Origin of the sequence: Methylobacterium tarhaniae, assembly GCF_001043955.1 — a bacterium.
In the GTDB taxonomy this organism is placed as follows: Bacteria; Pseudomonadota; Alphaproteobacteria; order Rhizobiales; family Beijerinckiaceae; genus Methylobacterium; species Methylobacterium tarhaniae.
Genome location: NZ_LABZ01000143.1, coordinates 1 through 22875, shown reverse-complemented (window position 1 = coordinate 22875; position 22875 = coordinate 1). Strand labels below are relative to the sequence as shown.

Below are 22875 nucleotides of genomic sequence, written 5' to 3'. Positions count from 1 at the left end.
CGAGAGCATGAACCCTCCCCCTCTGCGGGGGAGGGTGGCCTGCGGAGCGGGCCGGGAGAGGGGACGCCGCTTCCGGATCGGACTGAACCGTTCTGACGGGCGCCCTCTGGTTCAGCGTCGCGCTGCCCCTCTCCCGGCCCTGCGTCAGCAGGGCCCCCCCCCCGTTCCCAGTCGGGCTTGCCCGACTTGGGCACAGGGATGCGGAACTCGGGCAAGCCCGAGTTCCGTCGGGGGAGGGTTGGGCGTCAGAGCTTGATGACAGAGTGTTCGAACGCACGCACTGACCGCGAACCCAGGGCGATGCCCTCACGTTGTCCTTGGCGAAACTTGGAGACCGTCTCCGGGTGCTTCGGACCATCGAAGGAGGCTCACGTGCGTCATGCGCATCTCATCGCCGCCCTCCTGGCGGTTGCCCTCGCTCCAGGCCCGCTCCTCGCGCAGACCGAGCCACCGGCGCGCGATCCGGGCGTCACCGGCTCCATCACCCCGCGCGAGACCACCGGCGTCGGCCAGACCAAGCCGCCGGGCGCGGCACTCGGCCCCGATGCCGGCCTGACCCCGGAATTGCGCGAGCGCGACCGCGCGATACAGCGGAAGATCGATACCGGCATCTGCACCGGCTGCATCGAGTAGCCGGGCCGCCGTAGCCGTTACGTCGGCGCGAGCGCATTCATCCGCTCTGCATTAGACGGAATGAGCGGTTGCGGGCGCGGCGAGCCGATGACTAAACCGGCTGAAACTAGCCCGTCCGGACCGGGCAAGGCACAGAGGGAGGAGCGCCATGAACCAGCGGGTCGTCGAGGTCAGCCAGGATGCGCGCGCACGGGCGCATATCGACGAGGCCAAGTATCAGGCCTGGTACGAGGCCTCGATCCGCGATCCCGAGGCGTTCTGGCGCGAGCACGGCAAGCGGATCGACTGGTTCACGCCCTACGCCAAGGTGAAGGAGACGACGTTCGGCCCCGGCGACGTCTCGATCAAGTGGTTCTCCGACGGCGTCACCAACGCGGCCTACAATTGCATCGACCGTCACCTCGGCACCCGTGGCGACCAGGTGGCGATCATCTGGGAGGGCGACGACCCGTCGGAATCGCGCCACATCACCTACCGCGAGCTGCACGCGGAGGTGTGCCGGATGGCCAACGTCCTGCGCAACCGGGGCGTCTCCAAGGGGGACCGCGTCACCATCTACCTGCCGATGATCCCCGAGGCCGCCTTCGCCATGCTGGCCTGCGCCCGGCTCGGCGCGATCCACTCGGTGGTGTTCGGCGGCTTCTCGCCGGATTCGCTCGCCGGCCGCATCCAGGGCTGCGACTCGAAGCTGATCATCACCGCCGACGAGGGCCTGCGCGGCGGCCGCAAGGTGCCGCTGAAGGCCAATGTCGACGCGGCGATCCAGCGCCTGCCCGCCGACAGCGTCGACCACGTGATCGTGGTGCGCCGCACCGGCGGCGCGGTCGAGATGGATCCGGTCCGCGACGTCTATTACGATGCCGCCGCCGCCCAGGTCACCGACGAGTGCCCGGTCACCCATGTCGAAGCCGAGCACCCGCTGTTCCTGCTCTACACCTCGGGCTCGACCGGGCAGCCGAAGGGCGTGGTCCACACCACCGGCGGCTACCTCGTCTACGCGTCGATGACGCACCAATACGTCTTCGACTACCACGAGGGCGACATCTACTGGTGCACCGCCGATGTCGGCTGGGTCACCGGGCATTCCTACATCCTGTACGGGCCGCTGGCGAACGGCGCCACGACCCTGATGTTCGAGGGCATCCCGACCTATCCGTCGATCTCCCGGTTCTGGGAGGTGGTCGACAAGCACAAGGTCAACATCTTCTACACCGCGCCGACGGCGATCCGCTCGCTGATGGGCGCCGGCGAGGAGCCGGTGAGGAAGACCTCGCGCGCCTCCTTGCGGGTGCTCGGCTCGGTCGGAGAGCCGATCAACCCCGAGGCCTGGGAATGGTACTACCGGGTCGTCGGCGACGAGCGCTGCCCGATCGTCGATACCTGGTGGCAGACCGAGACCGGCGGCATCCTGATCACCCCGCTTCCCGGCGCCACCCCGCTCAAGCCCGGCTCGGCGACCCGGCCGTTCTTCGGCGTCAAGCCGGTGATCGTGGACGGCGACAACCAGGTCCTGGAGGGTCCTTGCGAGGGCAATCTCTGCATCGACGAATCCTGGCCCGGCCAGATGCGCACGGTGTGGGGCGACCACGAGCGCTTCGTCCAGACCTACTTCTCGACCTTCCCGGGCCGCTACTTCTCGGGCGACGGCTGCCGGCGCGACGCCGACGGGTATTACTGGATCACCGGCCGGGTCGACGACGTCATCAACGTCTCGGGCCACCGGATGGGCACGGCGGAAGTCGAGTCCTCGCTCGTCGCGCATCCGAAGGTCTCCGAGGCCGCGGTGGTGGGCTATCCCCACGACATCAAGGGCCAGGGCATCTACGCCTACGTCACCCTGATGCAGGGCGAGGAGCCCTCCGATGCGCTTCGCAAGGAGCTGGTCGCCTGGGTGCGCAAGGATATCGGGCCGATCGCCTCGCCCGACCTGATCCAGTTCGCCCCCGGGCTGCCCAAGACCCGCTCGGGGAAGATCATGCGCCGCATCCTGCGCAAGATCGCCGAGGACGAGTTCTCCGCGCTCGGCGACACCTCGACGCTGGCCGAGCCGGCGGTGGTCGACGACCTGATCGAGAACCGGCAGAACCGCACCAAATGATCGTGACGGCCTGATCGCGACGCCGGGGCCCACGCACGGGCCCCGGCCTTTCATCCCGATTTTTATTGCCGCGCTTCTCAGACCTTCGTCGCATTGAGAGCCTTGCCAGTCTCTTTGCGCTGGCAATTGCCGTCATTTCAGGTCATCCGGATTATTGCGCCGCAGCAAGCGCAGTCGGCGCAAGCTCAGCCTGCCGCAAGCAGGTACATCGACAGATCGGAGCACCGGCCTCATCGTCCCGCGCGGAACCCTGCGCGCGGCGGAGCCGTGCCCGGTCACAGAAGCGTAACATAGGGAGGCCCGCCGATGGCAGAGGCAGACACCGCACGGGTTCTGGCGAGCCCGAAATTTCGCGAATTGGTGCATGAGCGCACCCGCTTCGCCTGGATCCTGTCCGGCCTGATGCTGGCGATCTACCTCGTCTTCATCCTGCTCATCGCCTTCGCACACGGCCTGATGTCGACGAAGGTCTTCGGCGGCACCGCTTCCCTCGGCCTGGTGCTCGGCGTCGGAGTGATCCTGTCCGCCTTCCTGCTCACCGGGATCTACGTCCTGCGCGCCAACGGCCGCTTCGACGACCTCACCCGCGACCTGAACCGGGACCTCGCCCGATGAACCGCCTCATCCTCGGAGCCCTCGCGCTTCTGTCTCCGGCGGCCGCCCTCGCCGCGGGCCCCGATCTCGGCGCCGTGCAGCAGCAGGCCACGAACTGGCCGGCCATCGGCATGTTCCTGTTCTTCGTGATCTTCACCCTGGGCATCACCTACCGGGCGGCCAAGGGCTCGAAGTCGGCCGCCGACTTCTACGCCGCCGGCGGCGGCATCTCGGCCGGGACCAACGCGCTTGCCATCGCCGGCGACTACATGTCGGCGGCGTCGTTCCTCGGCATTTCCGGCATGGTCTACAGCTTCGGCTTCGACGGGCTGATCTACTCGACAGGCTTCCTGGTCGGCTGGCCGATCGTGCTGTTCCTGATCGCCGAGCGCCTGCGCAACCTCGGCAAGTTCACCTTCGCCGACGTGGCGAGCTTCCGCCTCGACCAGACCCGGATCCGCATCCTGTCGGCGACCGGCACCCTGGTGGTGGTCGCGTTCTACCTGATCGCCCAGATGGTCGGTGCCGGCAAGCTGATCCAGCTCCTGTTCGGCCTGCCCTACCTCTACGCCGTGATCATCGTCGGCCTCCTGATGATCGTCTACGTCGCCTTCGGCGGCATGAAGGCGACGACCTGGGTCCAGGTGATCAAGGCCTGCCTGCTGCTGTTCGGCGCGACCTTCATGGCCGGCGCCGTCCTCTACAAGTACGGCTTCAGCCCCGAGAAGCTGTTCGCGGCCGCCACCAGCGTCCACCCCAACGGCGACGCCATCATGGGCCCGAGCGGCAACCCCAGGAGCCCGGTGTCGAACCCGATCGACACCATCTCCCTCGGCATCGGCCTGATGTTCGGCACTGCCGGCCTGCCGCATATCCTGATGCGCTTCTTCACCGTGTCGGACGCGCAAGCCGCCCGCAAGTCCGTGTTCTACGCCACCGGCCTGATCGGTTATTTCTACATCCTGACCTTCATCATCGGCTTCGGCGGCATCGCCCTGCTGATGTCGGATCCGAGCTACTTCACGGTCGCGGCTGACGGCACCTACAACAAGATCACGGGCATGAACGGCTCGACCAACATGGTGGCGGTGAACCTCGCCAACGCCGTGGCCGGCCCGTACTTCCTCGGCTTCATCTCGGCGGTCGCCTTCGCGACGATCCTGGCGGTGGTGGCCGGCCTGACGCTGGCGGGCGCCTCGGCGGTGAGCCACGACCTCTACGCCCAGGTCTTCGCCCGCGGGCGCACCACGGAGCGCACCGAGGTCAACCTGTCCAAGGCTTCCGCCGTGGTGATCGGCCTCGTGGCGATCTATCTCGGCTACGTGTTCGAGAACCAGAACGTCGCCTTCATGGTCGGCCTCGCCTTCTCGGTCGCGGCGAGCTGCAACTTCCCGGTCCTCGCGATGTCGATCCTGTGGAAGGGCACCACCACCCTCGGCGCCCTCGTCGGCGGCCTGATCGGCCTCGTCACCGCGGTCGTCATGGTGGTGCTGTCGAAGGCGGTCTGGGTCACCACCTTCGGCCACCCGGCGGCGCTCTTTCCCTACGACAACCCGGCCCTGTTCTCGATGCCGATCGCCTTCCTGGGGATCTGGCTCGTCTCGAGGATGGACAGCAGCGCCCGGGCCAAGCGCGAACGGGCCGCCTTCGAGGCGCAGTACGTGCGCTCCGAGACCGGCATCGGGGCGTCCGGCGCGCACGCGCATTGATGATGGAAGGGCGGCGGCCGATAGGGCCACCGCCTTTTTCCTGCGGTGAGGTGAGTGCCTTTGGCTCCCTCACCGCATCTGACGACCACCGCGTCATACCGGGCTCCGATGCGCGGCCCCGGAACAACCAGGAGGACGTCAGACAAGCTGGGATTGGCGAACCGATCCGTCCCCTCAATGCCCGCCCGGCTCGGCATGCATCCGCCGGATCCGCCGCACCGTCCACCACACGCCGACCAGCACCAGGGGCACCGCCACGGCCGTCCCGACCGTCGGATCGACCGGGACGCCGGCATGGTGGACGCCCTCCAGCACGTGGTGGACGAGGCTGGCGACGTAGTAGGTGATCGCTGCGACCGAGAGGCCCTCGACCGTCTGCTGCAAACGGAGTTGCAGCCGCACCCGGTCGTTCATCGCCTGGAGCTGGGCCTGGTTCTGGCGCTCCAGCTCGATATCGACCCGGGTGCGCAGCATCTGCGCGGCGCGGGCGAGGCGGCGGGAGAGCAGGTCCTGGCGGTCGGCGGTCACCAGGCAGGTCCGGATCGCCGGGTTGTAGCGCCGGGCGAGGAACATCGACCAGCTGGTCTGGCCGGGCAGCGCGTGCTCGGCCGCCGCCGCGAGGCGCAGGCGCACCAATTCGTCATAGGCCCGGGTCGCGCCGAAGCGGAACATCGTGCGCGACGACCCGGCCTCCAGCTCGGCCGCGAGCGCGATCAGCTGGTCGAGGAGGGCGTGGTTCTCGGCAAAGCCCTCGCTGGTGCGCATCGCTTCCATCAGGGCCGGCAACTCGGTCTCGATCCGCCGGATCGTGGGACCGAGACTCTGCGCCTCCGGCAAGCCGAGGAGCGCGAGCGTGCGGTAGGTCTCGATCTCCAGGAGGCGCTGCACCAGGGCGCCGGCGCCGAGGCGGCTGAGCCGCCGGTCGGCGACGACGATGCGGACATAGCCGTGCGGATCGGGCTGGAAGTCCGTGGCGATCACCGCCGCCCCGCCCTCGGCCTCCGCCATGGCCAGCGAGGCGGCGTTGAAGGTCGAGACGATCTCGGGCGGCATCCCACCCTCCACCGCCGGCAGGAGGTGCAGGTCGACCGCGACGAGGAGCGGGCCGGGCTGCGCCACCTCCCCCATCGCGCCCTCCAGCGCGTCGGGCTGGGGCTGGAACGCCTGGGCCAGCGAGTCGCCGTATTCCCAGGTATAGGTGGTGAACTCGCTGTGGCTCTCCCAGCGCAGGATGGCGCCGGAGAACACCACCCGGTGCTGCTTGGCCCCCGGTGCCGGCCCCGCATGGCCGAGGCCGGTGCAATAGGCCTCCAGCGCGTCCCGGTCCGCCGCGGCGGCATCGCCGTCGGTCAGGAAGGCGTAGTGCAGGAAGCGGCGGGGCGTCTTGACCGGGGTGAAGGGCCGGGCATGGACTTCCGCCAGCACCCGCGCCCGCAGGGGGTGTTCGTCCAGCCGCATCTTTCGAAGCCCCGCCTGTCGTCGCGCCAGGGCGAGGCTTGGCCGAGGCCGGCCCGTCGGTCAACGGGCCGGTTGGCCGAGGCCGGCCCGTCGGTCAATGGGCCGGCTACGTTTCCTCAGTGCCGGAAGTGGCGGTGGCCGGTGAGGACCATGGCGAGGCCGGCCTCGTCGGCGGCGCGGATCACATCGTCGTCGCGCATCGAGCCGCCGGGCTGGATCACCGCCGTGGCGCCCGCCTCGGCAGCCGCCAGGAGGCCGTCGGCGAAGGGGAAGAACGCGTCGGAGGCCACCACCGCGCCGCGGGCGAGGCTCTCCGGCAGGCCGGCGGCCTTGGCGGCTTCCGCCGCCTTCCAGGCGGCGATGCGCGAGGAATCGACCCGCGACATCTGCCCGGCGCCGATGCCGACCGTGGCGCCGTCCTTGGCGTACACGATGGCGTTCGACTTCACGTGCTTGGCGACCCGGAAGGCGAAGCGCAGGTCCGACAGCTCGGCCTCGGTCGGCGCCCGCTTGGTCACGACCTTGAGCGGCATGTCGTCGACGACGGCGTTGTCGCGGTCCTGCACCAGGAAGCCGCCGGCGACCGTGCGCCAGACCTGGCCCGGCTTGCGGGGATCGGCGACGCCGCCGGTGGTAAGGAGGCGCAGGTTCTTCTTGGCGGCGACGATCGCGGCCGCCTCCTCGGTGGCGTCGGGCGCGATGATCACTTCGGTGAAGATCTCGACGATCTTCCGCGCCGCCTCGGCGTCGAGGGTGCGGTTGAGCGCGACGATGCCGCCGAAGGCCGAGACGGGGTCGCAGAGCAGGGCCCGCTCGTAGGCCTCGACGAGGCTCGCGCCCTCGGCGACGCCGCACGGATTGGCGTGCTTGACGATGACCACCGCGGCTGTCCGGGCCGGGTCGAACTCGCTCACCGCCTCGTAGGCGGCGTCGGTGTCGTTGATGTTGTTGTAGGACAGCTCCTTGCCCTGGAGCTGGCGCGCGGTGGCGACGCCCGGGCGCGGGGCGCCGGCGGTGCGGTAGAACGCGGCCTTCATGTGCGGGTTCTCGCCGTAGCGCAGGCCCTGGGCGAGGGTCCCGCCGAGCGCGCGGAAGGTCTGGCCTTCCGGCGCCGCGCCGATCTCGCCGGCGAGCCAGGTCGAGATGGCGGCGTCGTAGGAGGCGGTGCGGGCATAGGCCTTCTGGGCGAGGCGCCGGCGGGTCGTGGAGGTGACCGCGCCGTCATGGGCGTCGAGATCGGCGAGCACCGCGCCGTAATCCGCCACGTCGACCACGACCGCGACGTCCTTGTGGTTCTTGGCCGCGGCGCGAATCATCGCCGGGCCGCCGATGTCGATGTTCTCGATGCACTCGGAAGCGGGCTTGCCCGCCGCCAGCGTCGCCTCGAAGGGATAGAGGTTGACGACGAGGAGATCGATCGCCGCGATGCCGTGGGCCAGCATGGCGGCTTGGTGCTCCGGGTTGTCGCGGATGGCGAGCAACCCGCCATGCACGCCCGGATGCAGGGTCTTGACCCGCCCGTCCATCATCTCCGGGAAGCCGGTGAGGTCGGAGACTTCCGTGACGGTCAGCCCCGCCTCGGTCAGGGCCCGGTGCGTGCCGCCGGTCGAGACCAGGGTCACGCCGCGGGCGGCCAGAGCGCGAGCGAACTCCACCAGCCCGGTCTTGTCCGAGACGGAGAGGAGCGCGCGGGAGATGCGGGACAGGTCGCTCGCCATGATGACACCGGGTCTTTCGAACATGGGCACGGCACAGGACAGATTCCGAGCCGGCACAGGAATTTCGGGCGCGCCTAGCAGAAACCGCTGGTCGAGGCCAGATGTTGCGCCGCGAAACGGTGTGAAGCGTCCGTCATCCGAGGACCGGATGACAATTCCGATGGCCGTCATCGCTCGCCGCGGCGGCGTCGGCATGGCGGGACGTACGCGGGATGCGCTGACGTGGCGGCATCGGCCGTGGACGAGCGCGGCCTGTCGCGTTCTGACGGATAGGCTCCGGGGGGCAGACTTGCTATGAGGGGGCCGGCCGCTTCCCACCCCGGGAGCGGCCGGTCGCGCCACGGGAGGCGGTGATTTTCTCCGACAGTCCCTGGGGAACGGGCCTCGGCCTGTTCGCCATCGTGTTCCTGGTCTTCGCGAACGGGTTCTTCGTCGCGGCCGAGTTCGCCCTCGTGGCGGTCCGGCGCAGCCGGGTTCAGGAGCTCGTGGCCGAGAAGCGAGCCAATGCGGGCGCCCTGCAACGGGCGGTCGACAGCCTGGATTCGCACCTCGCGGCGACGCAGCTCGGCATCACCATCTCGTCCCTGGCCCTCGGCTGGGTCGGCGAGCCGGCCCTCGCCCATCTGATCGAGCCGCTGCTGGCCTTCCTGCCGCAGGGCGTCAGCACGTTCGGCGCCCACGCCGTCGCGGTGATCCTCTCCTTCGTGGTCATCACCTCGCTGCACATCGTGCTGGGCGAGCTGGCGCCGAAGAGCCTGGCCTTGCAGCGCAGCGAGCGCACGGCGCTCGCCATCGTGCGGCCCCTGCGGCTGTTCCTGCTGGTCTTCCGCCCGGCGATCTCGTTCCTCAACGGGCTCGGCAACGGCGTGCTGCGCCTGTGCGGCCTCCAGCCGGGCTCGGGCGAGGGCTCGCTGCACTCCACCGCCGAGCTGTCGCTCCTCGTGGCGGCCAGCCAGGAGGCCGGCCTGATCCAGGAGGCGCAGCAGGAGGCGGTGCAGCGCATCTTCGGCATCGGCGAACGGCGGGTGCGGGACATCATGACGCCGCGCCACGAGGTCGACTGGATCGACGTCGACGATCCGCGCGAGGCGGTGCTGGAGACGATCCGGGCCTGCCGCCACGAGCAGCTGGTGGCGAGCCGGGGCGAGATCCACGAGATCATCGGCGTGCTCCGCAAGCAGGACGTGCTCAACCAGCTCCTCGACGGGGCGCCGATCAACCTCGACGCGATCATCCGCGAGCCGATCGTCGTGCACGAGGGCATGCCGATCCTGCGGGTGCTCGAAACCTTCAAGGCCAAGCCCGTCCGGATGGCGATCGTCGTCGACGAGTACGGCAGCCTGGAGGGCATCGTCACCCAGACCGACCTCCTCGAGGCGATCGCCGGCGACATCCCGGAGACCGACGACGAGGAGCCGATGGTGGTCGAGCGTCAGGACGGCTCGCTGCTCATCGACGGCATGATGCCGGCCGTCGACGCCTTCGAGCGTCTCGGCTTCACCGAGCGGCCCGACACCGACGACTTCTCGACGCTGGCCGGCTTCGTGATCTTCCAGCTCGGGCGCATCCCCGCCGCCGGCGACGGGTTCGAGCGCGGCGGCTGGCGCTTCGAGGTCGTCGACATGGACGGGCGTCGGGTCGACAAGGTCCTGGCCGAAAAGGTGGAGGCCTGAACCTTCCCCAGCGTGAATCGGGGTTGCAAACCTTCGCCGTACGGTTAGGTATCCGATTGCCAGATTATCCCGGGCCGCCCCCAGAACGAACGGGCGGCCGATCTCTGCAATGGAGCATCCCCCATGAGCCAGTCCCGGATCCTTCTCCTCGCCGCCCTCCTGGCCGCGCCCCTTGCCCTGCCCGTCACGGCCGAGGCCAAGCCGGCGGGTGACCGCACCATCGCCGCCGTCGACACCGATTCGGATGGCACCATCGACCTCGCCGAGACCAAGGCCGTGGCCGGCGCCGTGTTCGACAAGCTCGAGAAGGACGCCGACGGCACCCTCGACGCCAAGGAGCTGAAGGGCCGCGTCAGCCGCAACGAGCTGAAGCAGGCCGACCCCGACAACGACGGGACCATCGACAAGAACGAATATCTCGCCCTGGTCGAGGCCCGCTTCAAGGCCGCCGATCCGGACAATGACGGCACCATCGACGCCAAGGAGCTGCGGACCCCGGCCGGCAAGGCCCTGGCCCGTCTGCTGAAGTAACGCGCAGAACCGGGGCAGCCCGGCGGGCCGCCCCGTGCCTTGGAATTCCCTGCGTCAGCTCATGCCATTGCGCCTTCGCATCGACGTGTCGATGCGAAGGCGTTCTGCGCTTCAGCGCCTGGCGCCTGCGGCGCAGACCCGTTCGGGCTTAGCCGGCACCTTGGAACGAATCCGTTCGAAGGCGCCGCGGTATCAGTCGCAGCGCTCGCTGCGCACCGTCTTGCTGTCGCCGAACTCGTTGGTCTTCTTGACGGTCTTGGTCTCGCAGCCGCCGACCGAGCCGGTCGACTCGACCGAGCGCTTCTCGATCACGGTGTTGCGCTCGACCGGGGCCGAGTCGCGCCGGATCACCGTCACGTCCTCGGCGAGGGCCGGAACCGTGACGAGGGCGGCGAGGGTCGCGAGAGTGGCGAGGCGGAAGGACATGCCGGTCTCCAGGCTTGAGCGTTGAATCGTGCTGCAAACGCCATAGTCAAGCCGACGGTTCCGCAGCTTTCCGCAAGTCACGCGCAGCGTTTCGACTCCCCGGGCATCTCGGGCGCGCCGATGCCCTCAAAACGGCGTGAATCGCGGTTGAACTGCTGCTATGCCGCGGGCCGGGCCAGGCCACGCCGGCTTCAGGAGATCGCCACCGTGCCCGCAGCCGGCCCCGTCGACCGCAGCTCATCGAGAGAGGCGGCGCAAGCCGGCTTTCCGGCGCGCCTCGCCGAATTCTGGCGCAAGGCCGGGCTGCCGATCCCGCAGCACGCCTGGTTCTGGATCGGCATCCTGCTGCTCAGCGCCGGGGCGGGCCTGCTCTACGACGCGCTGTTCCAGAACGGCATTCCGCTGGTGGCGGCGATCCACGGCTTCTTCATCGGCGCCTGCGCGCTGCTGATGGAGCGCGGCACCTTGCTGCCGCGGCTGCAGGCTCGCCTGCGCCGCCTGCCGACCTTCCTCTACGTGCCGATCGCCGAACTCGCCTATGTGGGCATGATCACGCTCGGCCACGCCGTCGGCGGGGTCGTGGTGTGGGGCACGGGCATGAGCCCCGATCCCTTCGCCGAGGCGGTGGTGCCCTCCCTGCGGGTGCTGGTCTACGCGCTGGCGGTCTCGGCGCTCCTCGTCTTCGTGGTGCGGATGCGCGACCTCATCGGTGCCGAGGTCTTCGTCAACCTGATGGTCGGGCGCTATCACCGGCCGGTGGAGGAGGAGCGCATCTTCCTGTTCGTCGACGTCGTCGGCTCCACCGCCTATGCGGAGACGCACGGCGCCCTGAAGACCCAGGCCTTTCTCGGCGCGGTCTTCGCGACCCTCGCCGAGCCGGTGCGGCGCTGCCAGGGCTCGACCGACGACTTCATCGGCGACATGGCGATGATCACCTGGCCGATGGCCCGCGGCCTCCAGGGCGCGCGCTGCGTCGCCTGCGTGCTGGCGATCCAGGAGAGCCTGACGCGGGACGCCGCGGCCTGGAAGGAGCGTTTCGGTGCGGTGCCGCGCATCCGCGCCGCCCTGCACGGGGGGCCGGTGGTCACCGCCGAGGTCGGGGTCGACCGGCACAAGATCGCGTATTTCGGCGATGCGGTGAACGTCACCGCCCGGCTCGAAGCCCTGTGCCGGACCCTGGACGCGCCGGTGCTGATCTCCGGCGACCTCCTGGCCAAGCTGCCCCGCCTCCCCGACGGCGTGCGGGCGCGGCCCTTGGGCGAGCACGCGGTGCGCGGACGCGACCAGGTTCTGGCGGTCGCAGCCCTGGAATACGCCCCGCGCGCCGGCCGCGCCGCCGCCTGAGCGCGGCCCGGGACCCGATACCGTGCGGCACCGAGCGCGACTGCTTTAGAACAGGGGCCTCATCCCATCCTGGTCATCGGCGGCATTCCCGCCGATCGACGCCGTCGTCTTGTCGATGGTCCCCACACGACGGCTCCCTGTGCTGATCGTAGCCTGATCCACGGGCCATGTACCGCGGCGGTGGCCGGACGAAGATGGCGAGATGCCTTCCATCATTTGGTGCGTGATGGAATTGCGAAGAATTTTATGCGCTGCTAACCAGTAGCGGTCCCCGTACCATCTCACGGTTGCTGCCGCCCGGCCGCGACCTGCTGCCGATGGTCGCCTATGGACGATATATGTTCTTTCTCTCGTCCGAAAGGTGCTGTGTCCGTCCAGCGACCATGAGCCAAAGAGGATAACGCCGGTGCCCTGCGGCCGGTTGAGTTGGAGCGCCACCCGCCAACGGTGAAGTCAGGACAACCACTTTCACAACCATCTTCAACAAGAATTTCGGCCGGCGATTGACCGAGCGCCAACGATGGTTATTTTTCCCTCTTGCAGTTCCGGCGCTGCCATCATAGTTGCAGTTGGAAGCAAAGACAGACCGGCCCTGCGGCATCGGAGTCCTGAGGGTGGAACGTCTAAGCGCCTTGCGGATCTACCCTGAGCAGAGGGCCGACGTGATGAGTGAGAGTGAGGCCTCGACGGACCATATCGGGCTCGCCGCGGATATCGTGGCGGCTTTCGTGAGCAACAATTCGGTGCCGGTCGGTGAATTGCCGGGCCTGATCGCGGCGGTCCATTCCGCCCTGAACGGCCTCGGCCACGGCGCGACGGCCGAGGCGGTGGAGCCGCTCACCCCGGCGGTGCCGATCAAGAAGTCGATCATGCCGGATTACCTCGTCTGCCTCGAGGACGGCAAGAAGTTCAAGTCGCTCAAGCGCCACCTGCGCACGCGCTATGGCCTGTCTCCCGAAGATTATCGGGCGCGTTGGAACCTGTCTCCCGATTATCCGATGGTGGCGCCAAACTATGCGGCGGCGCGGTCTGAACTGGCGAAGACGATGGGACTCGGGCAGCAGCGGCGCAAATCACAGCGCGGCGACGAGGGGAACGGGCGCGGCCGGTCGGTCGAGGGGTGATCCGGCACGGCGCCAGACAATACAGCCTGAAGTAGAAAGAGCGGAGCGCCCTAATCCCAGTCCGGATTGGGGCGTTCGCCGATGAGGCAGTTGGCCCGGGGCTCGCCTTGCGCCCGCTGCAGCAGCGGGCCGGTCTCGCGGCCCGCCACCTCGCGGATGATCTTGGTGCGGATCGCCGCGGCGAACTGGTCGCGCTCGCGCACCGGCACCATGAAGCTGCCGCTGCCGCCGATGACGCAGTCGCGGTAATAGAGATCCAGGTCCTTGATGTCCCAGGGACCGCTGGGCTCGCGGATCATCAGCGGCAGGCCGTTGATGACGATGCCCTGGCGGACGGCGTCGTCCCGCGCCCGGGTCACGGCGCGGCCCTGGTTGTTCGGGCCGTCGCCCGAGACGTCGATCACCCGGCGCGTCGCCTCGAAGCCGCTGCCCGCGAGGAGGCCGGCGGAGAAGTCGATGGCGCTGGCGATCGAGGTCCAGGTGGAGCGCCGGGGCGGGCTCTGGCCCAGCTTGTCGGCGAAGCCGGTCGCTTCCTCGGGCCCGGCGATCACCGTCCAGGGGACCACGACCCGCTGGTTGCCCACGCCCGCCCACTCGACATAGGTCACGGCGATGCGCCCGACCATGCCCTGGCGGATCGCCTGATGGACCGCCGGGTTGCGGAACGCTTCGACGTAGCCCTCCCGCTGCACGGCCTGCTCGTCGCCGGTCATCGACAGGGAGACGTCGACGGCGAGCACCAGGGCGACATCGACCTCGACCGGTTCGCCCCCGGCCCTGACGGGAGGCCCGGACGTCCCGGCGACGAGCAGGCAGGCGAGAAGCGCGACGAAGCGTGATCTCATCCGGGGACTCCCCTGGGCCGGCCCGAGCAGGTCCCGGCGAAGGGCCAGGATCGGATGCCCGGCGGCCCGAACGCAAGCGCCACGAAGGCGTTGCCTCGACACGCTCGCGTGAGGCCGAGCCTCCCCGGCCGGCGCCGGTCGCGGGAACGCGCGACGCGTTCTGCTGTGGATAACGGGGACGCCTTAGGTGAGGGGCAAGGCGGGGCCGCGAGAGTCCGGACCGTCCGACCGCCCCGCGCGGCGCGAGAATCGTCCTCGAGAATCTTGCTCGAGTGTCTTGCCCGAGAGTGTTGCCGATGCCCCGTACCTCCAGTCTCGCCGACCGCCTGTTCTGGCCCATCGTGGCCGGGGGTGCGGCGAGCCTGTGGTTCGGGCCCAAGGCGCTCGTGGCCGCGGGCCTGGTGGCGCTGGCGCTGGTGGTGCATCGGCTCGGGCGCGGCGGCCGTTTCCGCCGGCGGGTCAGGTCGCTCGCCCGCCGGCATCGCGAGACCCTGGCCCTGCGCCGCCGGCAGGAAAGCTACATCGATCCCTACGGCAACGAGATCCTCGACGGATGGCTGCGCGAGCGCAGCTACTTCGCCGAGCGCACGGTGCTGCCGCGGCTGGAGGCGGAGGGCTACGGCGACCTGATCGAGGCGCACTGGGACGAGATCCTGGACATCGTCGAGGCGGCATCCTTGAGCGTCGCGGCGCCGGACGAGGCCGAGGACCTGCCGGAGGACGGGCTCGCCTACGAGCGCTACTGTGCCGCCCTTCTCGAGCGGGCCGGCTGGGAGGCGCGCACCACGAAGGCCGCGGGCGACCAGGGCGCCGACGTGGTGGCCGAGCGGGACGGGATGCGGCTGGTCCTGCAGTGCAAGCGCTACGCGAAGCCGGTGGGCAACGGCGCGGTGCAGGAGGTGGTGGCGGCCCGCAGCTACTGGAGCGCGGATTGCGCCGCGGTGGTCTCGAATGCCGGCTTCACGCCGGCGGCCCGCAAGCTGGCGGCGGCGACCGACGTGCTGCTGCTGCACCACGACGCGCTCGCCGCCCTCGGGACGCGGCCGGCGGGACGGCCGCGCTGAGCCGGCGCGTCCCGTGAGCGTCGACGGCCCGGTGCCGTGTGCGATCGGCTAATGCCGCAAGGCGCAGATGTTCCAGATCTGCTTGAATTCCCGCTGGGCGCGTTCGCGCTGTGCTTCGATCGACTCTGCCGCAGGCCTGGAGTCGCGACGCTCCACCGTGACGTCTCGCTCATCGAGGCCTGCCGTACCGTGTATCGCGCGAGAGCGCGTCCCGGTTTGAAACGGCGTTAGGAGCGTCGCCATGGGTGTCTCCTCCACTTTAGTCTTGTTATGCTTGATCCTGCTTTGTTTGCCGCCTCAATGCAATGCCTCCGCCCGGAGAATGGGCAGGCATGGCGCTTCCCGCGGCAGACCTTCGTGCAGGCGGTCCGCGCCCATGACCCATCGCCGTTCGATGCCGCTTGAAGCGGCAATCCTGGGGGCCGGCGCGGACGGCGCGCGGCGGCCGTGACGGGTTGGCACCGCCTTGCCGCCCTGCCCGGCCTCGCGCTGCGCGGCGTCGTCGGGCTGGTCTATCCGCCGAGCTGCATCGCCTGCGGGGTCGCGACGGCCGTGCCGCACGCCCTCTGCGCCGGCTGCTGGAGCGAGATGCGCTTCATCGAGCGGCCCTATTGCGAGCGGCTCGGAACCCCGTTCTCGGTCGATCTCGGGGCGCCGGGCCTGCTCTCGCCGGCCGCGCTCGCCGACCCGCCGGTCTATGGCCGCGCCCGGGCGGTGGCGCGCTACGACGCCACGGCGCGGCGGCTGGTGCAGCGGCTGAAATACGAGGACCGCCTCGACCTCGCCGGGGCGCTCGGGGCGATGATGGCCCGGGCGGGCGCCGAGCTTCTGGCGGAGGCCGACGTGGCGGTGCCGGTGCCGCTCTGGCGCTGGCGGCTGTGGTGGCGGCGCTTCAACCAGGCCGCCCTGCTGGCCCGGATGGCCGCGCGGGGCAGCGGCGTCCCGGTGGCGCCCGAGCTGCTGGCGCGGGTGCGGCGGACCCGCCAGCAGGTCGGCCTGAGCCGCGCCGCCCGGGCCGAGAACCTGCAGGGCGCCTTCCGGGTGCCGGAGGCGGTGCGGCCGCGGCTCCAGGGCAAGCGGGTGCTCCTCGTCGACGACGTGCTGACCACGGGCGCCACGGCGAACGCCGCCGCCCGGGCGCTCTTGCGCGGCGGGGCGGCGGCCGTCGACGTGCTGGTCTTCGCCCGCGTGGTGAGCGACGGGCGCGACAGCCTGTAGGTCAGGCGCGCTGCACGCCGCCGAGGCCGCCCTCCTGCCGGGCGCCCTCCGGCTGGGCGGCCGGTGCCGCGACCTCGGCCAGGACCTTGCCGCGGGGCCCGACCCAGGCGCCGACCCATTTGCGCGACCACAGGGCGAGGCAGCCGAGCACGATTGCCGTGAAGGCGGCGTAGAACAGGAAGCCCGCCGCGAAGCCGCCGGTATACTGCTTCGACAGGCCCATGGCGTTGGGCAGGATGGCGCCGCCGAGCGCCCCGACCTCGCCGATCATCGAGCCCGCCACCGCGGTGTTGGTCGGCCAGCGCAGGGGCACGAGCTGGAACAGGGCGCCGTTCCCAGCGCCGAGCGCCGCGAAGCAGAACATGAACAGCAGGGTGGTGACGAACAGCGTCGGCGCCGCGGTGAGCATCAGGAACGAGCCGACGGCGGCGAGCAGCACGACGGTCAGCACCAGGATGCCGCCGATCCGGTCGGCGAAGTAGCCGCCGAGGATGCGGATGCCGGAGCCCATCAGCGCGGCGAGCATGGTCAGGCGCCCGGCCTCGATCTTGGTGACGGCGAACTGCTCGTAGAAGAACGTCGGCAGGAAGTTCGACAGGCCGATGAAGCCCCCGAAGGTAATGACGTAGATCAGGTTGAAAGCCCAACCGTCCTTCTCGAACAGGCAGGAGACGTGCTGCTTGAAGCTCTGGTGCTCACGGTCCGGCGGCTCCTTGGCGAAGACGATCATCACCGCGAGCGGGATGAGCATGAACACCCCGGCGAAGCCGTAGACCGCCTGCCAGCCATAGGCCTGGGCGAGCGGCGGCGCGAACAGCACGGCGAGCACGGTGCCCGAATTGCCGGCGCCGGCGATGCCCATCGCCAAGCCCTTGTGCTCCGGCGGGAACCAGCCCGAGCCGAGGGAGAGCGCCACGCCGAAGGAGGCGCCGGCGATGCCGAGCAGCACGCCCATGGCGAGCACGTCGCCGAAGGAATGAACCAGGAAGAAGCCGTAGGCCATCGCCAGGATGATCAGCGACATCTCGGTGACCGCGGCGTTCTTGCGCCCGATATACTGGGCGAGCACGCCGAGGGGGAAGCGCATGATCGCGCCGGCGAGGATCGGCAGCGAGATCATGAAGCCGGTCTGGGCCGGCGTCAGCTTGTAGGTCTCGGTGATGAACGGACCCATGGCGCCGTTGAGCACCCAGATCGCGAAGCAGAAATCGAAGTACAGGAACGCAGCGAACAGGGTCGGGGGATGACCCGACTTCATGACGGTCTTGAAATTGGCCATGTCGGAGCCTCACGCACAGCCCCCGCGGGGGGTCTTCAACGCGCTTCAGGGTGAGGATCGCGGCGCCGGGCCATCCCGGTCCCAATCCCCCGTCTGTCGGACATCCGTGTCCAAGGCTCGGGCGTCTTTGCCCCGCGGGCCATGAGGCCAGCCCGCGGGGGGAGTAGCAGGTCTCGTGCCAACCGCGCCTGAGGACGGCCGGGCTTGTACGTCCCGCCGCCTGCCTCAAAGGCAGGCAAGTCTTGACGCGGCGGCGGGCAGGAGGGCGCCGGTGATGCCCGGTCCTAGACCGTCACGTCGAGACGCTGCCCCTGTCCGGGCGGCGCCGGGGCGTTCGCGGCCGGGGCGTTGGCCGTTTCGGCCACGAGGCCGGCGACCGAGCGCTCGGCGTCGATCTGGCGCCGGGCCGCGAGGGTCGCGACCTGCTGGCTGAAGGCGGCGCTCTGCTGGGTCAGGGCGCTGGCGGCGAGGGAGGCGGTGTCGATGCTCATGTCGGGAGCATGCCCGCGAACCCTGACCTGGCCGTGAAGGCATCAGCTCAAAAGCTGTGACATCCGGGCGAGGGCGGCGGCGAATCCGGCGAGCGGCACCGTGATGGTCTCGGTCTCGCCGTTGGGCTTGGTGCCGGTGACGCGCAGGTTCACGGCGGTCTTCATCGCGTCGGTGGCGACGGTCGGGAAGCTGATCGGCACCACGCAGCCGGCCTGGACGCACGAGGTATAGGGCGCCCCCTTGCCGAGGGTCGCGTCGTCGAGCTTGAAGGTCACGCCGGGCTCGATCGACAGGCCGAGCGGCATCAGCATGAGGCCGTTGCTGCGGCCGTCCTGGGGGGCGTTCATCTCGATGCTGAAGCGGCGCTGCCCGGTCTGGGCCACGCCTTGTGCCTGCGACAGCTGGCACTGGCGCGTGTCGTTCTCCCGGGTGCAGCTGACGGTCCAGTCGCCGTAGACCTCGCTCACCGCGCTCGCGCCGTTGGGCCAGGCGCCCGTCGGGGCGACCACCGCGGCGGGCGCCGCCTCGGCCTTCGGAGCGGGCGCGGGCTTCGGCGCCGGGCGACGGGGCTTCGGCGCGGGCTTATGGGCCGGAGCAGCCTCGGCCGCCGGGGCTTCACCGGCGGGCTCATCCTGGGCGCGCGCCGGTGAAGCGGCGAGCAGCGCGAGGACCAGGAGGCTGGCAAGGGACGGGCGGCAGGGCGACATGATGCAATCCTCGGCGCCCGCGCGCGCCGGGGCGCCGCGCGGGCCTTCACTCTCGCGGCCCCCTCTAGAGCGAGGCGCGCCGGAAGGGAAGCCGCGGCGGGTTCGATCCCGCCGTCATGCCCTTGAAAGAGCTTGGATTTATTCCAATCAAACGCCCTCGCGTCAGTCGGTCTCCCCCAAGCCCCGATCGGTGCCGGCCGATATCCTCGTGCCGCATCGGCGTCAGCCGAGGTCTTCATGCCATGTGCGCCCGTCGCGCTCGATCAGCGCGATGGCGGCGGTCGGGCCCCAGGTGCCGGACGGATAGGGGCGCGGCGGCTCCGGGCGGTCGGCCCAGGCGTTGAGCAGGGTGTCGGCCCAGGCCCAGGCGGCCTCCACCTCGTCGCGGCGCATGAACAGGGTGGCGTTGCCGCGCACCACGTCCATCAGCAGGCGCTCGTAGGCGTCCGGGTAGCGCTGGTTGAAGGTCTCCTCGAACGAGATGTCGAGGCCGGTGGCGCGCAGGCGCATGCCGCCGGGGCCCGGCTCCTTGGTCATCACCTCGAGCTTGATGCCCTCCTGCGGCTGCAGCCGGATCACCAGGCGGTTCGGCTCGCGGGCGAACTCGTCCGAGAAGATGCTGAACGGCGAGGAGCGGAACTGCACCACGATCTCGGAGACCTTCTGCGGCAGCCGCTTGCCGGTGCGCAGGTAGAACGGCACCCCGGCCCAGCGCGGGGTCATCAGCTCGAGCTTCAGGGCCACGAAGGTCTCGGTGAGGCTCGTGCGGTCCTCGGCGAGGTCGGCGACGTAACCCGGCACCGGCTGGCCGTTGATCGCGCCGGCGACATACTGGCCGCGCACGGTGCGCAGTGGCACCTCGTGGGCCGGGATCGGCTTCAGGGCCCGCAGCACCTTCAGCTTCTCGTCGCGGACCGCGTCGGCATCGAGGGAGAGCGGGCTCTCCATGCCGAGTAGGCAGAGGAGCTGCAGCATGTGGTTCTGCAGCATGTCGCGCAGCGCCCCCGACGTGTCGTAATAACCGCCGCGTCCCTCGACCCCCACCGTTTCCGCCACGGTGATCTGCACGTGGTCGATCACGTCGGCGTTCCACAGCCGCTCGAAGATCGTGTTGGCGAAGCGCAGGGCCAGCAGGTTCTGCACCGTCTCCTTGCCGAGATAGTGGTCGATGCGGAAGATCTGGCTCTCGGGAAAGACCTTGCCGACCTGATCGTTGATGGCCCGGGCCGAGGCGAGATCGTGGCCGATCGGCTTCTCCAGCACGACGCGGGAGCGCTCGCCGATCAGCCCGTGGGCGCTGAGGTTGCGGCAGATCGCGCCGTAGAGGCTCGGCGAGGTGGCGAGGTAGTAGGGCCGCACGTGGTCCGGATGCTCGGCGAGCAGGTTCGCCAGGTCGTCCCAGCCTGCGTCGCCCGCCCCGTCCACCGCCACGTAGCGGAGATGGTCGAGGAAGCGCGTCACCGTGTCGGGATCGCGGTCGGCGGCCGGCACGTGGCGCTCCAGCGCCGCGGCGGCGAGATCCCGGTACTCGCCGGTGCCGATATGGGTGCGCGCGGCCGCGACGATGCGGCTCTCCTCCGGGATCTGCCGGTCGCGGAAGCGGTAGTAGAGCGCCGGCAGCAGTTTGCGCATCGTCAGGTCGCCGGTGGCGCCGAACACGACGGCATCGAAGGGGGCGACGGGGATGATCTTATGCATCGGGTGACAGGTCTCCCGCTGGTTCCAGCCGCCCCTGCAAGGGTTCGGCCAGGCTGTGCGTTTCGCGGATTGTCCGACCCGCGACCTCATCCTGAGGTGCGACCGTAAGGGAACCTCGAAGGAGGACGCCAGAATCTCAGGGCTATCTGGAGCCCTCTGTCGAGGCTCGGCGATCTTCGATCGCCCGCACCTCAGGACGAGGTTGCGAGCGGGAAGACAAGTACACCTGTGGCGCCTGCCTCCGAGAGAGACAAGCGCTCAGAACGAGGCCGGCGTAGCCGAAGCCTCCTTGACGCCCTCATCCGCCCCTCGGCCCCCGCCCTCCGGCGGCGCCTCCATGTGGGCCGCGAAGGCAGCCTTGTGGTCGGGGTGCCAGCGCGACAGGGCCGGGCGGTTGCGGATCACGTCGTCGGCGGACCAGCGCATCCGCTTCTCGTCCATCTCCCGGGTGGTCTCGTTGTCCGGGCAGAGGATGTAGAAGTCGCCGGAGGCCATTTTCTCGAGCAGGAAGTCCACCGTCTCCTCCGGCGTCCAGGCGCCGGCCGGCTTCTCGGTGGCGCCGCGGGCCCGGGTGAGGCCGGTATAGACGAAGCCCGGGATCAGCAGGTGGGCGGTGACGGGCGACCGTGCCTCGCGCAGCTCGTGCGCCAGGGCCTCGGTGGTCACCTTCACGCCCGCCTTGCTGACGTTGTAGGGCGTGTTGCCGGGCGGCGTGGTGATGCCCTGCTTCGAGCCGGTGACGATCACCGCGCCGGGCTGCCTGGCCTCGATCATCCCCGGCACGAAGGCCTGGACGGCGTTGACGACGCCCCACAGGTTGGTGTCGATGATGCGGTGCCAGGTCGCGGCGTCGGAGAAGAAGCGGCCGCCGGCCTCGATCCCGGCATTGGCCATCAGCAGCGAGACGGGCCCCAGAGCCTCGGCCTCCCGGCGCAGGGCCTCCAGCGCCTCCGGCTTCGCCACGTCGGTCGGCACGGCGCGCACCTCCGCCGCGCCGCCGGCAGCTGCCGCCGCGACCGTGCGGCCGGCCTGTTCGAGGGCTTCGCCGGGCAGGTCGGCCAGCACCACCCGCATCCCGGCCCGCGCGAAGGCGGTGGCGGCCGCGAGGCCGATGCCGCTCGCCGCGCCGGTGACGACCGCGACGCGGCCCTTCGCGAGTGCGGGGTGGTGAGTCATGGTGAGCTCCGCCTGAGACTGGGCTGGGTGTCAGGCCGGCAGGTAGGCCCTCGCGCGGGAAACGCCACACGCGGCGGCGCAAAAAATCGTCAGGCGCCCTGCATCTCCGTCAGCCGCCCGATCCGGTGCAGCCCGATCCCGAACCGCGTCTCCCCGTCGGTCGCCAGGTCGGCCAGGATCTCGCCGATCACGCTGCAGAACTTGTAGCCGTGGCCCGAGCAGGGCGATGCGACCACGACCTGTGGCAGGCCGGGCAGGGTGTCCAGGACGAAGTGCTCGTCGGGCGTGTTGGTGAACAGGCAGGAGCGCAGGGCCATGGTCGGCCCGTCCGCCTTCGGGAAGTAACGGGAGAGGGCGATGCGCAGGGCGGCCTCGTCGCGGGCATGGACCTCGCGGTCGATGGTCTCGGCAGGACCGGTCTCGTTGAGGTGATGGTAGCGCCCGAGCTTGAAGCCGGGCTGTCCCCAGGCCGGGAAGCCGTAGAAGTGCCCTTCCTCGAACAGGGCGTTGAAGACCGGGAACGTCGCGGGCGTGTAGGCGGCCGGATCGCGGGGCTGGAACCAGCCGAGCACCTGACGCTCCGGCACGGCGCGGCCGGCCAGCGCCGGGACGAGATCCTGCATCCAGGCCCCGGCCGCGAGGACGAGGCGGCCGGCCTCGTAGGTGCTGCGCTCGGTGCGGACGCGCACGCCGTCGCCGGCCGGCTCCCAGGACAGGACGCGCTCGCGGGCCCGGATGTCGGCGCCCTCGGCCTGGGCCAGGGCGACATGGGCGACGATCGCGCGCTCGGAGGCGACGAAGCCGCCCTCCCGCTGCAGCACGGCCGCGTGCCCGGCGGGCAGGAGGTAGCCGGGGAAACGGGCGTTCAGCGCCGCCGCGTCGAGCAGCTCGTGCGGCAGGTCGTGGAGCTCGCAGGCGGTGAGCGCTCCCTGCACCACCCGGCTGTCGTCCGGGCCGGCATCGATCGAGCCGGTGACGTGGAGCAGCTGCTCGCCGAAGCGCGTCTCCGCCTCGCGCCAGTTCTCGTAGGCCCGCCGCAGCAGCGGCACGTAGGACGGGTCCTCGAAATAGGCGAGGCGGATGACGCG

The 22875-nt window shown here is 70.1% G+C and carries 20 protein-coding genes; 10 read left to right on the top strand and 10 right to left on the bottom strand.

The window, feature by feature from the left end; all coding sequences use genetic code 11:
• Positions 1 to 372: 372 nt before the first annotated feature.
• The 4 genes from VQ03_RS20005 to VQ03_RS19990 all read left to right on the top strand — a co-directional run bounded on the left by VQ03_RS20005 (position 373) and on the right by VQ03_RS19990 (position 5034).
• The gene (locus tag VQ03_RS20005; protein WP_048452660.1) at positions 373 to 633 is read left to right on the top strand and encodes a hypothetical protein; all 261 of its coding nucleotides are present in this window, start codon (positions 373 to 375) and stop codon (positions 631 to 633) included.
• Positions 634 to 781: 148 nt separating this feature from the next.
• Entirely contained in the window at positions 782 to 2731 is a 1950-nt protein-coding gene (gene acs / locus VQ03_RS20000; protein WP_048452659.1) for an acetate--CoA ligase, read from the top strand.
• A 306-nt stretch (positions 2732 to 3037) separates the two neighbouring features.
• On the top strand, positions 3038 to 3346 hold the full coding sequence (locus VQ03_RS19995; RefSeq protein ID WP_048452658.1) for a DUF485 domain-containing protein: 309 nt from the start codon (positions 3038 to 3040) through the stop codon (positions 3344 to 3346).
• The gene (locus VQ03_RS19990) at positions 3343 to 5034 is read left to right on the top strand and encodes a cation acetate symporter (RefSeq protein ID WP_048452657.1); all 1692 of its coding nucleotides are present in this window, start codon (positions 3343 to 3345) and stop codon (positions 5032 to 5034) included. The genes VQ03_RS19995 and VQ03_RS19990 overlap by 4 nt, the downstream gene beginning before the upstream one ends.
• A 174-nt stretch (positions 5035 to 5208) precedes the next feature.
• Here the strand turns inward: VQ03_RS19990 and VQ03_RS19985 are convergent, their stop codons facing one another.
• Together VQ03_RS19985 and purH are read right to left on the bottom strand one after the other, a co-directional pair.
• Positions 5209 to 6492, bottom strand: coding sequence for a DUF3422 family protein (locus VQ03_RS19985; protein WP_048452656.1), 1284 nt, complete (start codon positions 6490 to 6492; stop codon positions 5209 to 5211).
• Between the two features lie 116 nt (positions 6493 to 6608).
• The gene (purH, locus tag VQ03_RS19980) at positions 6609 to 8210 is read right to left on the bottom strand and encodes a bifunctional phosphoribosylaminoimidazolecarboxamide formyltransferase/IMP cyclohydrolase (RefSeq protein ID WP_048452655.1); all 1602 of its coding nucleotides are present in this window, start codon (positions 8208 to 8210) and stop codon (positions 6609 to 6611) included.
• Positions 8211 to 8560: 350 nt separating this feature from the next.
• Here purH and VQ03_RS19975 point away from each other — a divergent pair, with 350 nt between their 5' ends.
• Together VQ03_RS19975 and lanM are read left to right on the top strand one after the other, a co-directional pair.
• A complete protein-coding gene (locus VQ03_RS19975) occupies positions 8561 to 9883 on the top strand; it encodes a hemolysin family protein (protein ID WP_048452654.1) in 1323 nt (440 codons plus the stop codon).
• 123 nt (positions 9884 to 10006) lie between these two features.
• On the top strand, positions 10007 to 10414 hold the full coding sequence (lanM, locus tag VQ03_RS19970; RefSeq protein ID WP_048452653.1) for a lanmodulin LanM: 408 nt from the start codon (positions 10007 to 10009) through the stop codon (positions 10412 to 10414).
• A 192-nt stretch (positions 10415 to 10606) separates the two neighbouring features.
• On the opposite strand, the gene VQ03_RS19965 is transcribed toward lanM, so the two are convergent.
• Positions 10607 to 10840 (bottom strand): hypothetical protein, encoded by a 234-nt coding sequence (locus tag VQ03_RS19965; protein ID WP_048452652.1) that lies wholly within the window; start codon positions 10838 to 10840, stop codon positions 10607 to 10609.
• A 303-nt stretch (positions 10841 to 11143) separates the two neighbouring features.
• On the opposite strand from VQ03_RS19965, the gene VQ03_RS19960 reads away from it, so the two are divergent.
• Positions 11144 to 12184 carry an adenylate/guanylate cyclase domain-containing protein gene (locus tag VQ03_RS19960; RefSeq protein WP_157064177.1) on the top strand — a complete coding sequence of 347 codons (1041 nt, stop codon included), beginning with the start codon at positions 11144 to 11146 and terminating at the stop codon, positions 12182 to 12184.
• A gap of 665 nt (positions 12185 to 12849) precedes the next feature.
• A complete protein-coding gene (locus VQ03_RS19955) occupies positions 12850 to 13308 on the top strand; it encodes a Ros/MucR family transcriptional regulator (RefSeq protein ID WP_048452651.1) in 459 nt (152 codons plus the stop codon).
• Between the two features lie 50 nt (positions 13309 to 13358).
• On the opposite strand, the gene VQ03_RS19950 is transcribed toward VQ03_RS19955, so the two are convergent.
• Positions 13359 to 14153: a DUF1194 domain-containing protein gene (locus VQ03_RS19950; protein WP_048452650.1), complete on the bottom strand. Its 795-nt coding sequence runs from the start codon at positions 14151 to 14153 to the stop codon at positions 13359 to 13361.
• Positions 14154 to 14449: 296 nt separating this feature from the next.
• Between VQ03_RS19950 and VQ03_RS19945 the strand changes: the two genes are divergently transcribed.
• Complete coding sequence (locus VQ03_RS19945; RefSeq protein ID WP_048452649.1) at positions 14450 to 15217, top strand: restriction endonuclease; 768 nt, start codon at positions 14450 to 14452, stop codon at positions 15215 to 15217.
• Between the two features lie 447 nt (positions 15218 to 15664).
• On the top strand, positions 15665 to 16435 hold the full coding sequence (locus tag VQ03_RS19935; RefSeq protein ID WP_048452647.1) for a ComF family protein: 771 nt from the start codon (positions 15665 to 15667) through the stop codon (positions 16433 to 16435).
• 1 nt (position 16436) lies between these two features.
• Here the strand turns inward: VQ03_RS19935 and VQ03_RS19930 are convergent, their stop codons facing one another.
• From VQ03_RS19930 to solA, 6 genes are all read right to left on the bottom strand, one after another.
• Positions 16437 to 17714, bottom strand: a complete 1278-nt coding sequence (locus VQ03_RS19930; protein WP_048452646.1) for an MFS transporter — start codon at positions 17712 to 17714, stop codon at positions 16437 to 16439.
• A 284-nt stretch (positions 17715 to 17998) separates the two neighbouring features.
• Positions 17999 to 18205 (bottom strand): hypothetical protein, encoded by a 207-nt coding sequence (locus VQ03_RS19925; RefSeq protein WP_048452645.1) that lies wholly within the window; start codon positions 18203 to 18205, stop codon positions 17999 to 18001.
• Positions 18206 to 18247: 42 nt separating this feature from the next.
• Positions 18248 to 18913, bottom strand: a complete 666-nt coding sequence (locus tag VQ03_RS19920; protein WP_048452644.1) for an invasion associated locus B family protein — start codon at positions 18911 to 18913, stop codon at positions 18248 to 18250.
• 222 nt (positions 18914 to 19135) lie between these two features.
• Positions 19136 to 20611, bottom strand: coding sequence for a glucose-6-phosphate dehydrogenase (gene zwf / locus VQ03_RS19915; RefSeq protein WP_048452643.1), 1476 nt, complete (start codon positions 20609 to 20611; stop codon positions 19136 to 19138).
• 258 nt (positions 20612 to 20869) lie between these two features.
• Positions 20870 to 21787 (bottom strand): SDR family NAD(P)-dependent oxidoreductase, encoded by a 918-nt coding sequence (locus VQ03_RS19910; RefSeq protein WP_083468111.1) that lies wholly within the window; start codon positions 21785 to 21787, stop codon positions 20870 to 20872.
• A gap of 89 nt (positions 21788 to 21876) precedes the next feature.
• Positions 21877 to 22875, bottom strand: a 999-nt coding sequence (solA, locus tag VQ03_RS19905; protein ID WP_048452642.1) for an N-methyl-L-tryptophan oxidase, incomplete at its 5' end; no start/stop codon positions are given.